This is a genomic window from Mycobacterium sp. IDUB_17, assembly GCF_055419465.1.
In genome coordinates, this window is the sequence record NZ_JBVAXS010000009.1 from 1 (window position 1) to 14746 (window position 14746).

Sequence of the window (14746 nt, forward strand, 5' to 3'; positions counted from 1 at the left end):
TCATACCCGCCGGCGGTGCCGTCGTTCATCGCCTTGTAGGACAGGAAGCGGTGCTTGGGCACGAACGCGTCCTTGACCACAAGGGTGTTGCTGCCGGTGCCGCGCAGGCCGACCACGTTCCAGACGTCGTCGATCTCGTAGTCGGTGCGCGGGATCAGGAAGCTACCGAAGTCGACCGGCCGGCCGTCCTTGATCACCGGGCCACCGACGAAGGTCCAGGTGGCGTGCGCAGATCCGGACGACCATTGCCATTCGCCGCTCACGATGTAGCCGTCGCCGGCCTCGGTCACGGTGCCTGCACCCATCGGGGCATACGACGACGATATGCGTGCGGCCGGGTCGTCGCCCCAGACATCCTCTTGCGCCTGCTGATCGAACAGCGCCAGGTGCCAATTGTGCACGGCGAGAACGCCGGCCACCCAACCGGTGGAACCACAGGCACTGGCCAGCCGGCGCACCGCCTCACAGTAGATGGTGGGGTCGCACTGCAGGCCGCCCCACTGTTCGGGCTGCAGCAGCTTGAAGAGACCGATGTCCTCCAGCGCCCTCAAGGATTCTTCGGGAATCGTGCGCGTGTCCTCGGTGACCTGGGCACGCTCACGGAGCAGCGGCAACAACTCGTCGACACCCGCCAGAACCGATTGGGTGTCGCACACCGCTGGGGCATTGAGTAGCTGAACTGAAGTCATGGAACTACCTTCCCAATTGTATTGAGTACATACATTTCTGAATCCTCGGCCGCTATTCGGGGACTGCCGCCGCAGCGTGCTGCCGAAGATTCTCCGCGACTTCGTTGCGCCAATATTCGTTGGCAGCAGCGGTATCCACCTCGTACTCGAACCGATCGGTCATCTCCGGCGTGACCTCTGCGGCGTCGACGTAGAACTGCTCATACCATCGGCGCAGCTGGTAGACCGGACCGTCTTCCTCGACCAGAAGCGGATTGTCGATACGGGTCTTGTTCTTCCATATCTCCACGTCTTGCAGGAACCCGCTGCTGACACCTTCGGTGAACGCCTTCAGCAGCATTTCCGTGGCCTCGGGGGTCAGCCCCTGCGGCCGGCGCACCATGATGCCCCACTGCAGCACAAAGGAATCCGGTGTCACCGGGTAGTGACAGTTCACCAAGATCGCTTCGACTTCGTAGCCGCTGTAGCTGTTGTGCAGCCGGTTGATCATGAACGACGGTCCGAAGTAGGACGCCTCGGAATCGAGTACCTGTTCGCCTGCGTAGTGCGAACCACCCAAGTTGACGTCGGGCCTGCCGATCGTCTGAAGATACTGGGACGCGACCTGCCCTTCGAACACGTTCTTGAAGTAGGTCGGAAACCCGAAATGGATGTAGTAAAAGTGCGCCATGTCGACGATGTTGTCGACGATCTCCCGACAGTTGGAGCCGATGAGCTCAGTGCGCCAAGACCATTCCGTCCAGGTTTCGTCACCAACCTCCGGAATTTCGGGAATGTCGAGGTGCGGCGAGGGCGCGTTCCCCTCCGGGTCGTGCCAGACGAACAGGAGACCTGCACGGACACTTGATATCCACACACGTGTACGTGCGAGGCGTGGAGCACGTTTTGCATACGGGACCTGTGTGCAGCGGCCATTGCCCGCCCACCTCCAGTCGTGGAACGGACACGCGAGGGCATCGTCTTTGACCTCGCCTTGAGACAGATCGCCGCCGAGATGACGGCAGTACGCATCGAGAACATGCACCGCGCCCTCGCTGTCGGAGAAGACGGCCAGCTTCGTCCCGAACGCATTGATCGAATGCGGCTTTCCGTCCAGAAACTGCGAGACCAGCCCCAGGCAGTGCCAGCCACGGGCAAACCGTGTCGGCGGCTTGCCGACATCGATCTCACGCACGCCAGCGCTGGTCGAATCCTTACTCAAATCCGTCACCTCCAGCTACCACTCAGCAAACTAGAACACGTTCCTGATTCCACTGGATCGCTACGTTAAACCCAGGCTACAAAGGCCCAATAGGGACTAATGGCCCTAGTTGCAGCTCGCGCCTGAGCGCAAGGTGATGGGGCGTTGTCATCGCCCGTCCCTGAGAAGCCGAGGAGCGCTCGTCACATGACTCGTCCGAATCTGCCCGAAGGCTTCGATCCGCTCGACGCTGACCTGAATCTCGCGGGCCTTCCCGTCACCGAACTTGCGGAGTTGCGTAAGACCGAACCCGTCCACTGGGTCGACGTCCCCGGCGGCACCGGAGGATTCGGCGACAAGGGCTACTGGCTGGTGACCCGGCATGCCGATGTCAAGGAGGTGTCGAAGCGAAACGACGTCTTCGGAACCTCCCCGGACGGCGCGATCCCGGTGTGGCCCCAGACGATGACCCGCGAGGCGATCGACTTGCAGCGCAACGTGTTGCTGAACATGGACGACCCTCAGCACGCGCGGCTGCGCAAGATCATCTCCCGGGCCTTCACCCCGCGTGCACTCTCGCGGCTCGAGGATGAACTCAACTTCCGCGCGCAGCAGATCGCCAAGAACGCCGTGGCCCTGAGCGCAGGCGATTTCGTCGAGCAGGTGGCGTGTGAGCTGCCGCTGCAGGCCATCGCCGAGCTGCTCGGTGTTCCGCAGGACGACCGCGACAAGCTGTTCCGCTGGTCCAACGAGATGACCGCCGGCGACGATCCCGAGTACGCCGATGTCGATCCGGTCGCATCGTCGGTCGAGCTCATCGCGTATGCCCAGAAGATGGCCGAGGAGCGCGGCAAGAACCCGACCGACGACATCGTCACCGCACTGGTCCAGGCCGATATCGACGGCGAGAAGCTCAGCGACGACGAGTTCAGCTTCTTCGTGATCATGCTTGCGGTCGCGGGCAACGAGACGAGCCGCAACTCGATCACCCACGGCATGATCGCCTTCTCCCAATACCCCGAGCAGTGGGAGCTTTTCAAGCGGGAGCGACCCAAGACCGCCGTCGACGAGATCATCCGTTGGGCCACGCCGGTATCGGCCTTCCAGCGCACCGCCCTCACCGATGTCGAGTTACACGGCGTGCAGATCAAGAAGGGCCAGCGGGTCGTGATGTCCTACCGCTCGGCCAATTTCGACGAGGACGTGTTCGACGACCCGTACAGCTTCAACATCCTTCGTGATCCCAACCCGCACGTCGGCTTCGGCGGCACCGGGGCGCACTACTGCATCGGCGCCAACCTCGCCAGGATGACGATCAACCTGATCTTCAACGCCGTCGCCGATCACATGCCCGACCTCCAGCCGGTCGGCGATCCCGAACAGCTGAAGTCCGGATAGCTCAACGGCATCAAGCACTGGCCTGTCGACTACACCGGCACATAGGTGCTGACTTTCTGGTGACGTCGACGACCGCCCGACTAGCTGTTGCGGGGCGAGACGTTGTTGACGGCTCTCGTCGCGGTTGACATTCAAGTTGGTTGAGGCCCGACGATGTTCGGGTGGCTGACCCAGAGTTGATGTCGATCGGCGTGTTCGCGAAGCTCGCCGGGCTGACCGCGAGCGCGTTGCGGTTTTATGACGACGCAGGCTTGCTTGATCCCGAGCAGGTCGACCCGCTCACGGGGTACCGACTCTATGGCGAGTCGCAGCTCGTTCGCGCCTCGCAGTTGCGTCAGCTGCGTGAGATTGGGATGCCGCTGCCCACCATCGGCAGGTTCTTCACCGCCGGCACCCAAGAGGCGGCGCAGTTGATCGACGATCAAGTCGCCAAGGTCGCCGCGGAGGCAGCCGGGATTCAACGAGCCGCCACGACGCTCAAGGCGTCTCTCGGGGAGCCGGCTCGCCTCAGTATTTGCGCGCTCTCGGGTCCGGTCCTCGCCGCAGCGATCGATCAGGTCGTGACTACCACGATTCACGATCCCGAGTTCCCGGTCCTGAATGGTGTGCGCCTGGAAGCAGATCCAGACGCCATTTCGCTGACGGCGACCGATCGCTATCGCCTGGCCACGCGGACGCTTGTGCCCAACCAACCGCCTGCCGCTTGCTGGGCAGGAACTCTGGCCGCAGACGATCTCCAGACCACAGCCTCGCGACTTCGACGAACCCCGATCGTGACGCTGGAAGCGAGCGAACGGAGCCTCAGCCTGCGCATGGCCGACAGCGCCGTGCTGCACTGCCGCCTGCTGACCGAGACCTTTCCTGACTACCGGCTTCTGGTCAGTTCACTTCCCCCTGTGTCACATCGCGTCAGCGTCGAGAAGCAGGACGTGCTCAAAGCGCTGGAGCAGCAGGTGCCGGAGAAGGTCGGCCTTCGGATGGCGGCCAGCCGGCCGAGCCTCCTACTGCCCGACAGCGCTGTCGAACTCAACGGCACCGTGTCTGGCCCCGACCTGACGCTCTGGTTCGAGCTGACCACGTTGTACCCAGCGGTGAGCCACGCAATTGGCAACGACTTGATGCTCGACCTCCGCGGGCCCGACCAACCGGCCACCGTCCGGTCGGCCGACGACGGTGATTTCACCACGCTCGTCATGCCATGTCGGCATTCTTCGAAGTAGGCCAAGCGATCGTAAGGCGATGGGAGGCCCGGGCGATCTCGGCTGCAACCGCTTTCAGGTTCGCCGGCAGACGTCCCGAAACACGACGCAGTCGGGTCATCTGGGCAAATTTGCGACGGGGCTAATAGGCGTTGTTACAGTGTGCAAGCACTTTGTCGGCTACATCACACTTCGAAGGCGGCCCGCTCGATGTCACAGCCCATCCCTCCCCGTCTGCACAAGGCCAAGGCAGCTGCCACCGCGGCGGCGATCGTCGCCACCACGGCGGCGTTGACCGCAGGTGTTGCGTCCTCCGCGCCGGAGGCGCTCGCGGCCCACAACCGCAGTGTGCAAGCGGATGTCGAGCTGGTCGCCGATGCCGGGCAGATCCCCGACATCGTCGGAATCTACGGAGTGGGCCCGATCTTCTGGACCGCGCAGATCCTCGGGATCACCCCCGAGAACGTGATCAAGGCCGCCGGGGGCTTGACCGGCAACACCGAGCTGGCCAACGTAGCCATCACACTGCTGAACGTTCTGGACAAGATCTCGCCGATCGACGCCGGGGTCAAGGGCCCGATGCCCAGCGACGTGTACAACACCGTCAATGACCTGGACTACACCTTCACCGGGCTTTCCCAGATGTTCGGGCTCGGCGAGAACAATGCCTTCATCAACTGGATCGTCAAACACGCCCCGGTCCTGAATCAGCGCCGCGACATCATCCTGTCCGAGAGCCTGGGCGGTCTCACCACCTCGATGGCCTACCGCGACATGATCAATGCGGTCCAGTCGAATGACCCGAACTGGGATGTCGGGGTGACGGGTCAGTGGCTGATCTTCGTCAACAACGTCAGTCGGCCGGGTGGCGGATTGTTCGCACTGGCAACACCTTTCACCAACCTCTTCGGACTCGACCTCACCACTCCGGATGCGGGCAGCTACACCAATGCCGACAAGACCAAGGTCCTGAACACCTCGATCCTGGATATCACCTGGGCCTACAACCCACTGTCGGATGTGCCCACCACGCTGAACCCGCTGGCCTGGGCCAACTCTCTGGCAGCCGGAGTGTTCCTCACCTACCTGCTCCCAGACGAGGGCAACAACATCGGCAGCCATGTCTTGCCGAAGTTGGGTGCCGGAATACTCGACGGCGTCAAGGTGATGCTGGACCCGACCGGTGGCCAAGGTCTGCAGATGATCCCGGTCCTCGGTGACCTGCTGAAGCTCTTCAACGTGAACGTCCTCAACTACCCCGGCAAGGCCACGTACATCACCTACGACTCGGGCAACCTCCCGTTGCTCGAACCGTTCCGCGTTATCCCGCATCTGGCCAATCTTGTTCCGGGCGTTCATATCCCGACTCCATTGACCGACAGCGTCGAAGATGCGCTGCGGAAGATGGTCAACATGGGCTACCAGGACGTCAACCCCGACACCCTGGAACGCACGTTCGGCGAAGCCGGCGATCAGGCTTACCTGTGGCACTCTCCCCTCACCCCGACGCAGCAGCTGGCCGCCAATCAGGTTGTGTTCAACGCACTGATCGACGGCATTCAGGAGCACGCCCTGAACCCGGAAGCCTGGACCCCGGCGCTTCCGGGTGCCGACTTCAAGCCGATCGTGCAGAACGCGCTGACGGTGGCGGTCGCCAAGGCCATGAGGGATGCGCTCGAAGTCGTCCAGAACGGCGCCAATCCCATGTTCGACGCGGTCGAGAAGGGCCTGGCCCCCGTCACGCACGCGCTCGATGGCATCAACGCTCAGATGGAAACGGCCATCGACAACATGCTCAAGGTCAACGGATCCACGGCCAACAAGCAGTCCGGCAAGCAGGCCATCACGTCCGTCCCGTCGGGCGACAACGTGCTGAAGACGCTCAGCCTCGAAGCCCCCGCCGCCGACATTGAAGGCACCGACGCCAAGGCCAAGGACGCCGACACCGGCGCCAAGCCCGCTCCCGGCAAGGATGTCCTCAAAGCTCTTGGTGTGGACAAGGACTCGCTGCAGAAGACGGCGAGCTCCCGGACGAAGGCCCGCCACGCCGCTGACGCCGGCGATCCCGTCAAGAAGTCCGTCCAGGAGACCGTCGCCAAAGTGCGCGGTGCGGTCGACGATGCCGCCAAGGACATCAAGGACGCCACCAGCGGCATGAAGAAGGATTCGAAGAAGGCGAAGCAGCCCCAGACCAAGAAGGTCAAGGCCGAGAAGAACGAGAAGTCGTCCGACGCGGCCGCGTAATCGCTGACACCCCCGGTGACGCGTCGGTAGCGTGGCCAATATGCCACGCACTGTGCTCGTCACCGGGGCGACCGGCACTCTCGGCCACCACGTGGTGCCTGAGGCGACCGCGGCCGGTCATCAAATCCGCGCACTGAGCCGTCAGGACCGGGTTGGATACACGGGCGTGCATTGGCACCAAGCCGACTTGCTCAAGCCCGACGGTCTGGATGTCGCACTCGACGGCGTGGACGTCGTCGTCCATTGCGCGACTCAAGCCGCCGGCAGTAAGGACATCAGGGCGGCCCGGAACCTGATCGAAGCTGCGCGACGCAAGGGCGTCGGGCACCTCATCTATATCTCGATCGTCGGGATCGACGACATCCCGCTTCCCTATTACAAGACCAAGTTGCGGGTCGAGCAGGCGCTCGAGACGTCCGGTGTCGGGCACACGATCCTGCGCGCCACCCAGTTCCACGAGCTAATCGAAAAGACGTTCTCGGTGCAGCGGTTCTCACCCTTTTTGTGGACGCTGCGCGACGTCCGATTCCAGCCCATCGACACCCGCGATGTGGCCACCCGACTGGTTGCATTGATCGATACAGAGCCGGCCGGACGGGTGCCCGACATCGGCGGCCCCAGCGTCCACAGTCACCCAGAATTGGGACAAATGTATCTCTCAGCACACAACAGCGTGCGTCGCGTGGCCAGATTCACCCTCCCCGGCCGCATCGTCGGCGGTTACAGGTCGGGAGCCAATCTGACCCCGGAAAACGCGGTCGACGGTGCATCGTTCCAGGACTATCTGGGCGCCGGCGGATAGATCGCCTACGCCGAACAGGGTTCACTGTCGCAACCATGGCGACACAGTTCGGCCATCGGTCTTGCATGTGACAGCGATCGTCGTAGGCTCGACACCGATGAGCACTTCAGCGCCGCAGGGCAGGTCGATGCGCGCTGCCGACACCGACCGCATTCAGGTGGCGCAGCTGCTCACTGATGCTGCCGCCGCGGGCCGGCTGCCGATGCCTGAGTACGAGGACCGGCTGGCAAAGGCTTATGCGGCTGAGACCTACGACGATCTGGCGCGGCTGAGTCGCGACCTCCCCGGCGCCGTGAACTGTTCGGCCGGCCACTGTCGCCCCGCCCCCTCGACGGTGCTGCTGGCGATCTTGAGCGGGTTCGAACGCCGCGGCCGGTGGAACGTGCCGAAGAAGCTGACGACATTCGCACTCTTCGGCGGCGGCGTGGTCGATCTGCGCTACGCGGATTTCACCGCGCCCGATGTCGAGGTCCGCACCTATTCGATCTTCGGCGGACAGACCATCCTGGTGCCACCCGAGGTGAATGTGGATGTCGATGGCATGGGCGTGATGGGGAACTTCGATGACAGCGTCGACGGGGCGGGCACGTCCGGGGCGCCGCGTGTGCACATCCGCGGTTTCTCGCTGTGGGGCAGCGTCAGCGTCAAACGCAAGAAGCGCCGTAACCAGACCGATTGAGCGCGGCCCTCACGGGCCTGACACCAAGGCAATAAAGAACGGGCGGGCCCGAAGGCCCGCCCGTCTCTGTGTCCAACGATCAGTGGTTGCAGCTTGAGGCGGCGACGCAGGTCAATGACTTGTTGGCGTTGGAAGGCTTCGCGCTCGAGGCGTTGACAGCCGATCCCGAAATCGCCTTCGGCAGGGTGCCCGGCAGGTCCTTCTCGTCCGGGAGGATCTTGTTGCCGAGGTACTGGTTCGAGTACTTCTGCGTCTCGTTGTAGTAGTACTTGCCGGCGTTGACGTTCAGCTCGCCCTGGATCGCACCGTTGGTGCCCTTGCTGGGATCGGCGTAGTTCCCGGTGCCGAAGTTGGTGTGGTACACCTCGCCCAGCGGGCTGTCGTCGAGCGTCTTGTTGACGCCGGGCGTCTGGTTGAACACCTTGTCGCCGACGGCCTGGGCCGCCCGGACTCCCGGCGCGGGGTTGTCGAACGCGGGCCTGCCCACCGCGTTACCCGACGCGCTGGAGTCAGCGGATGCCAGCCCTGTCGGCAAAGCCACCGCCAACGCACCGCCCGCGATGACACCCCCAACCAACGTCCGCGTCCGCACCGACCGCTCGGACAACTTCCGATGTTTTGCCATGCCTGTTACCTCTCGTGAGTGGCGTTGCGCCGCAGCTAAATTCGGGCCGCGCAGCTGACATTGCCACCGGCCCGCCAGCGAACCTAAGGCACCTCGGGCGCCAGCGATAGGTAGTGGCGACGTTGTTCATTTGCTGTTCGGCACATGATCACGAGAATTCACAGCTCGTCCACAGTGGTCCTCAAGGTACGTGAAAACGCAACGGCCCCCTCCGTTTTGGAGGGGGCCGTTACGTGAACTCAGGCGCTACTAGTCCTTGTTGTCCTTGGTGCCCTTGTTGTCTTTGGTGTCGGTGTTGCCGGCCTTGGCTCCGGAGGAGTCGCTGCCGGTGTCGGACTTGGCGGTCTCCTGCTTGCCCGCACCGGCCTTGGTCGTGGGCTTGAAGGCCTTCTCGAGATTCTTCGTGGCATTCTCGACGAACTTCTCGCCGGCCGACTTCTTGCGCTCGGTGGTGCGCGACTTGGGAGCGAACTTGTTCGGGCTCTTGCTGGCGACCCCCGCCGAACCCGTGTCAGCAGACTTGGTCGAACCCGCATCAGCAGACTCGGTCTTACCGGCGTCAGCAGACTCGGTCTTACCGGACTGCGCCTCGGACTCCTCCTGCGCCGCAGTCTCTTTGACGTCCTTGACCTCTTTGACCGTGGTGCTGGGCGTCAGGTCCAGACCCAGGTCCAGCTTCGGCAGCTTGGGGAGCTCGAACTTCGGAGCGTCAGGCTTCGGCACCTCGACGGCCGGGGTGACGGGGTCGGTGGCGCCCTCGACGACGGTGTCGTCGACCGTGGTCTCTTCCTTGAGGTCGACAGCCTTGACGAGCTTGGGCTCGGCGGGTGCCTCGAGCTGCTCAACCAGCTTCTTGAACGGCGACTCGAAGTTCGTCGGCAGGCTCAGGAGCTTGCTGACGTTCGGCAGGGTGGTGGAGCTGACACCCGACTCGGTTTCCGTCTTTGTCGTTGCCTCGGTCTCATCCTGCGCCGACAGCAGGCTGAAGGTGTTGGCCTTTTCTTCTTCCGGCGGGGCCGTCAACGCTTGCACGGTTTCCACGACGTACTTGACGACGCCCGTGATGCCATCGGTGTAGAAGGTGCCGTTGAGCCCCTTGACCCATTTGCCCACGGCGGTGTCCGGCAGGTTGTCGTTGATCACGCTGTAGACCACATAAGCGGCCCCGCCCGCGAAGAATTCGTCCACTCGCTTCGACAGCTGCAGCCGTCCGGTGGGATCGAACCCGTCGACGACGGCAGCGGCGATCACTGAACCGAGATAAGCGAAGGCTGTGGTGCCGCCCTCGAAGAAGATGTTGTCCAGATCGCCCACCGGCAGGATGTTGTCGCTGAGGTAGTAGGCCAGACCGGTGAAACCGTCATGGCACGCCGCGCCGGTTGCAGAGCAGTTGCCGGGATCGTAGACGTTTTCCAGGGACTTGTTGCCGGCCGCGTCGTAGAACTGGACCTTCTCGCCCATGTCGCCGACCGTGGCGCGGACGAGGTGACCATCCTTCTCGACGTAGAGGGCTTTGCCATTCGCGTCGAACAGTTCTGTCCCAGCCGGGGTCTCGGCCTTCGGATCTACGAGCTTGCCGTCCACAACGACGTAGCCGGCGGTGGGGACGGGAACATAGCCCTGGTAGTAGTAGCCGCCATAGCCATCGCCGAACGCCCCGAGGGCACCCTGCAGCGAAAGCGCCACCAGGTTGATCTGTTCCGCCGTCAGAGTCCGTTGCGCAGGAGCTTCTATGGCCGACGATGCCACCGTGATCTCGTCGCGGGGAACGAACAGCGCAGGGGTCCCGGCAACAAGCGCGCCAGCGCTGAGGAGGGCGACGCCAGTGGTGACAAGCGGACGGACTGCCATATGGGTGTGGCCCCTTTATCTCGTGCGTGAGCTGGATCCGTGAGAATCCGTGCAGGTACCTGCGTAGAACCTTAAAAGTCCTTGAGAAGGGTAATTCCCGTCACGACCTCCCGCAACCTTCATCTGCGGGGGCAGGAGCCACGGACGCACCACCGCAAGCACTCCATTGGCGACGCGACTCTGACAAAAATTTCGATGCACAACGGGACATTCCCGACCGGTGCATCGTCAGCTAATTTCGAATCCCGTTGCAGCCGGGCTCACTGTGCGCAAAGGCGCGGGTTACCGCCTGAGGAATCCGTGGCACACCCACCGCACGTGCGACCCCGGCACACTCGCGGATACGAGCGTGCCGGTTCTGCGGAGACGCCGCGACGAGTCCACCCATTTTCCTAGGTCAGCCCACCCGAAGCCGGTACCGATCGTTGCCGATCGCATCGCCGCTCGACGCGAGCCCCGCCCGGTGTCGCGCCCGCGTCGCCGCTGCGGCAGACCACGCCCGCGGGCCGGCCAATTACCCCCGGGATGCCGCCTTCCCGCACGCCGCGAAAACGGTGACCGCGGCCGCCATTGATTCAAATTGGCACCGCAGGGAAAGGACGGCAACCGGGGATGGGGCGGACACCCCGTTACACATAAGTCAATAAACCGAGGTCACAGGCCCGTAGCGAACACCTCAGGCGCCTTCAGAGCATGAGAGAAACCTGAGATCGCGTTCAGCGGCGGGACCCGTTGACTGTCGTCGGTATCGACGCCGACTCGCGGAGACAGGGCTACTTGTCGCCGCTGTCTCCCTTGTCGTTGTCCTTGTCCTTGCCGGCGCCGGTGGCATCGTTGAAGGCCTTGTCGAGCTTCTTGAGGAACTTGCTGCCGTTGGACTCACCCTTCGGCCCGCCGTCCCCGAAGAGAATCGTCGGCGTGACCTTGTTGCCGCCCTTCGGGTCGGAGCCCTTGTTCGGGTTTTCTTCCGCCGCAACCTCTTTGTCCCGGACCGTGCTCTTGGGGGTGAAGTCGGGCTTCGTCTCTGGCGCCTTCAACTCGGGCGCTTTGAACTCGGGCGCCTTCGGTAGCTCGAACTTCGGAGGCTCCGGCGTCGGAAGCCCGGCAACCAATGGGGCGGCTCCGCCCTCGCCCGGGTTCTCGGTGCCATTGACCACGTCTTGTTCGGTGACGTCAAGATTCTTGACGAGCTTGGGCTCGACAGGGGCCCCCAGCTGCTCCGTGAACTTCTTCCACGGCGACTCGACGTCGAGCTTCGGCGTCGGCAAGCTCAGAAGCTTGCTGAAGTTCGGCAGGCCGGTGGAGGTGGGGGTGGACTCCGTCGTGGTCTTGGCGAGCATCAGGGTGTTCTCATTGACCGGGTCGAGAGTCTGAACCTGATCCCCTGCCGGTCCGAGCGGATTGATGGCGTTCGGGTCAGGCGTCGGAGTGCCCTGCACGATGGCGTCCACCACGTAGGTGAACGCTGCGTAGATGCCGGTGTTGGTGCCGTATCCGAAGAAGAAGGAGTTGGTCACGCCGTAGGCGTAACCGTCCTGCGGCAGGTTGTCGAGCAGCAGATTGCCGACCAGTTTCGTTGCGCCACCGTCGAAGAAGTCGTTGACTCGCTTCTCCAGATCTAGACGCGGCACGACCTGGTCGATTGCATGGGCCACCGTAGCCAGCGCAACCTGCGCGAGCTCGGTGAAGCCGCCCTCGAAGAAGATGTTGTCCACGTTGCCCAGCGGCAGCAGTTCATCGCTGAGGTAGTACGCCAACCCGGTGAAGCCCTTTTGGCAGACCGCTCCGGTGGCCGTGCAGTCGCCGGGTGCGTCCTGTAAGGCCGGGGCGCCGCTGTTGTCGTAAAACTGGATGGGATCGCCCGCTGGACTGAGATCTCCGGTCGTCGCGGGCGTCACCCCGTTTTGCAGGAAGAGCTGGTTACCCGCCGCGTCGTACAGCGGGGCGTTCCCGCCCGGGACGTATTGGGCAGGAGTTTGCCCATTCGGGTCGAGGTAGGCAGTTGCGGGGACTTGACCCGGGGGTGCGTAGCCGCCATAGCCCTGGGTAAATGCCTGCCACGCACCCTGCAGCGACAGCGCGAGCAGATTGATCTGCTCCTGCGTCAACTGGGTCGGCGCCAGCGCAGTCGGGGCAGCGACGGTGACCTGGTCACGCGGTACGAACAACGCCGGAGTCGCGGTAATGAGAGCTGCCGCGCTCAGGAGCGCGGCACCGGTCGTGACAAGCGGACGTACAGCCATGCGGTGAGCCCCTTAGCTAGAGGACGAAACGGCCGTTCCCGAGAATCCGCACCTGCGCCGGCGGCAACTTAGAAACTGCTGAGAATGCTATGGGTCAGTTTGCTCTCCTGCAACCGATAAACGCTGCCAAAAAATAATCAATCCGGCGGCCGCAGCCCGCAATCAAGATCGCCGGATTGCCACCCAATTGGGCGATATCTTCGGCCAGCCCGTTCCACGTATGTCAACACCCCGGGCGCCCGCCTCGCGGCGTTGGGCCGCACATTTCCGCCACTGACCAAGTTCGCAGGTCAGAGCGATATCTATCCAACGATTCCGAGCCGAACCGCTGGGCCCGGTCGATCACCAGCCGCCCAATTTATTGCCAATGCAATGAATTGAAGCAGCCACTCCGGCACGCCTGATCATTGTTGCAGTACGCAATAGTTGTAGCGCCGAAGGCTGATTACACGCTCCACGGCGGCTCCGGTTATTGCCAATGCAAAGAAAAGGGGTTCCATTGACCCGTTGAATAATTTGCGGGCGTGTTACGGCATTGTTCCGAGCCGGGTATTTCCTCAGCTGGGGGTTGAAGCGCGGTCGCCTTCCGACGGTTCTGACCCCGGCGTCCTCGCGGCGCCCTCGCCGCGCAGCTTCTTGGTCCAGGCCCGCACTCCGTCGAACACCGGCTCGCCCGGCAACGCGGCTGCTCGCCGCGGGCCCGCGGCATGGTCACGGCCCAGCGCTTTCGGGGAGAAGTCCGGGCTCTTGCGCAGCAACGGACGCGTCGCCGGCACACGAACCTCCGCCGGCTCGGGTGACGGCCTGGCCGCGGAGCCGCCGTCGCGCAGGATGTTCGCACCCTCCTCGATCCCGGCGGTGAAGTCGTGGACGAAGCGCTCGGTTTCCGCGCGCGTCGGGATCAGTCGGGCCGGGGTGTACTTCTGCGGGTTGGCCAACGGGTCGTTGTCGGGGTAGCCGTAATCGACCACGGCCCGCAGCGCGGGGGTGGCCGCGTCGGCCAGCCGGTTGCCCGGCTCCCCGAACGCCCGCAGCGGTGACACCAGCGGCAGGTTCTCGGACTCGTAGCCGACGTAAGTGGTGTCGTCGACCTTGCTGATCGACACGGTGCCGTCGGCCGTCTGGCGCACGACCGTACCGCCCGAGTCCAGCGTTTCCTGGCACGTGGCGTCGCAATCACGAACGTTGCCCTCGGCGTCGATCGGGAAATCCAGGCTGTCCTGGTTGAGCCGTCGATCGAGATAGGCCATCAACGAGTTGGCCATCGCGGGTGCGTTCCACAAGTACGCCGGGATGTTGGAGTTGATGTCGTACTCGTAGACCACGTTGACCACGGGCACACCCGGGTCCGTCGGCGTCGGGATCGGGTTCACCCCGATTGCCGCGAAGAACGGCAGGCGCGTGCCGAATCCGCCGTTGGGGCTCGCCACGTTGTTGTCGAGGACATACAGAGCGGGCTGGGTGACCACCGGATCGTGGGTCAGCTTGCCGTATGTCAGCAGCAGGCTCGCGTTGGCCGCGCCCCAGCCCGAGGACAGCACCACATTGTTATCGTCACCGCTGTTTTCCCGGATGGCCTGATAGATCCCGAACGGGCCGGTGAAGAAGTTCGCGACAACCGGCTCGTCCCACACCTGCCGGTACAGCCCGCCATAGAAATCCGCGACGCCGTCACCGCCGGGGTTCGTCGAACTCGCACCGATGACGAGCGCCGACAATTGCACCGCGGTCATCGGCTGCGTGACCCCCAGCGCAGCCACCGTCGCCAATGCCATCCCGGCCAGAAGAGATGCCGGCAAAACACGTCCGCCCCAGCGTTGTGTCATGCCGTCGCCT

General features: G+C 63.6%; 11 protein-coding genes. 5 read left to right on the forward strand and 6 right to left on the reverse strand.

Going from position 1 to position 14746, the window contains the following annotated elements; genetic code table 11:
* Positions 1-689, reverse strand: a 689-nt coding sequence (locus tag ACZYZ7_RS29530) for an acyl-CoA dehydrogenase family protein (protein WP_463742365.1), incomplete at its 3' end; no start/stop codon positions are given.
* A 52-nt stretch (positions 690-741) separates the two neighbouring features.
* Positions 742-1890, reverse strand: a complete 1149-nt coding sequence (locus tag ACZYZ7_RS29535) for a Rieske 2Fe-2S domain-containing protein (RefSeq protein ID WP_450072699.1) — start codon at positions 1888-1890, stop codon at positions 742-744.
* Positions 1891-2076: 186 nt separating this feature from the next.
* Between ACZYZ7_RS29535 and ACZYZ7_RS29540 the strand changes: the two genes are divergently transcribed.
* From ACZYZ7_RS29540 to ACZYZ7_RS29560, 5 genes are all read left to right on the forward strand, one after another.
* Positions 2077-3267 carry a cytochrome P450 gene (locus ACZYZ7_RS29540; protein WP_463742366.1) on the forward strand — a complete coding sequence of 397 codons (1191 nt, stop codon included), beginning with the start codon at positions 2077-2079 and terminating at the stop codon, positions 3265-3267.
* Between the two features lie 161 nt (positions 3268-3428).
* Positions 3429-4487 (forward strand): DNA polymerase III subunit beta family protein, encoded by a 1059-nt coding sequence (locus ACZYZ7_RS29545; RefSeq protein ID WP_463742367.1) that lies wholly within the window; start codon positions 3429-3431, stop codon positions 4485-4487.
* A gap of 189 nt (positions 4488-4676) precedes the next feature.
* The gene (locus tag ACZYZ7_RS29550; RefSeq protein ID WP_450072696.1) at positions 4677-6710 is read left to right on the forward strand and encodes a PE-PPE domain-containing protein; all 2034 of its coding nucleotides are present in this window, start codon (positions 4677-4679) and stop codon (positions 6708-6710) included.
* Positions 6711-6750: 40 nt separating this feature from the next.
* Positions 6751-7512, forward strand: a complete 762-nt coding sequence (locus ACZYZ7_RS29555) for an SDR family oxidoreductase (protein WP_450072695.1) — start codon at positions 6751-6753, stop codon at positions 7510-7512.
* A 97-nt stretch (positions 7513-7609) separates the two neighbouring features.
* Positions 7610-8191, forward strand: a complete 582-nt coding sequence (locus ACZYZ7_RS29560) for a DUF1707 SHOCT-like domain-containing protein (RefSeq protein ID WP_450072694.1) — start codon at positions 7610-7612, stop codon at positions 8189-8191.
* 79 nt (positions 8192-8270) lie between these two features.
* On the opposite strand, the gene ACZYZ7_RS29565 is transcribed toward ACZYZ7_RS29560, so the two are convergent.
* The 4 genes from ACZYZ7_RS29565 to ACZYZ7_RS29580 all read right to left on the reverse strand — a co-directional run bounded on the left by ACZYZ7_RS29565 (position 8271) and on the right by ACZYZ7_RS29580 (position 14736).
* Positions 8271-8816: a hypothetical protein gene (locus ACZYZ7_RS29565; RefSeq protein ID WP_135457973.1), complete on the reverse strand. Its 546-nt coding sequence runs from the start codon at positions 8814-8816 to the stop codon at positions 8271-8273.
* Between the two features lie 249 nt (positions 8817-9065).
* Positions 9066-10667, reverse strand: coding sequence for a hypothetical protein (locus ACZYZ7_RS29570; protein ID WP_463742368.1), 1602 nt, complete (start codon positions 10665-10667; stop codon positions 9066-9068).
* Between the two features lie 773 nt (positions 10668-11440).
* On the reverse strand, positions 11441-12910 hold the full coding sequence (locus ACZYZ7_RS29575; protein WP_463742369.1) for a hypothetical protein: 1470 nt from the start codon (positions 12908-12910) through the stop codon (positions 11441-11443).
* A 557-nt stretch (positions 12911-13467) separates the two neighbouring features.
* The gene (locus ACZYZ7_RS29580) at positions 13468-14736 is read right to left on the reverse strand and encodes a PE-PPE domain-containing protein (RefSeq protein WP_463742370.1); all 1269 of its coding nucleotides are present in this window, start codon (positions 14734-14736) and stop codon (positions 13468-13470) included.
* Positions 14737-14746 lie beyond the last annotated feature (10 nt).

Bases quoted from the DNA above. Each gene is read 5' to 3' on its own strand.
- ACZYZ7_RS29540 (WP_463742366.1), top strand. From the start codon at position 2,077: ATGACTCGTCCGAATCTGCCCGAAGGCTTCGATCCGCTCGACGCTGAC.
- ACZYZ7_RS29550 (WP_450072696.1), top strand. From the start codon at position 4,677: ATGTCACAGCCCATCCCTCCCCGTCTGCACAAGGCCAAGGCAGCTGCC.
- ACZYZ7_RS29555 (WP_450072695.1), top strand. From the start codon at position 6,751: ATGCCACGCACTGTGCTCGTCACCGGGGCGACCGGCACTCTCGGCCAC.
- ACZYZ7_RS29560 (WP_450072694.1), top strand. From the start codon at position 7,610: ATGAGCACTTCAGCGCCGCAGGGCAGGTCGATGCGCGCTGCCGACACC.
- ACZYZ7_RS29565 (WP_135457973.1), bottom strand. From the start codon at position 8,816: ATGGCAAAACATCGGAAGTTGTCCGAGCGGTCGGTGCGGACGCGGACG.
- ACZYZ7_RS29570 (WP_463742368.1), bottom strand. From the start codon at position 10,667: ATGGCAGTCCGTCCGCTTGTCACCACTGGCGTCGCCCTCCTCAGCGCT.
- ACZYZ7_RS29575 (WP_463742369.1), bottom strand. From the start codon at position 12,910: ATGGCTGTACGTCCGCTTGTCACGACCGGTGCCGCGCTCCTGAGCGCG.
- ACZYZ7_RS29580 (WP_463742370.1), bottom strand. From the start codon at position 14,736: ATGACACAACGCTGGGGCGGACGTGTTTTGCCGGCATCTCTTCTGGCC.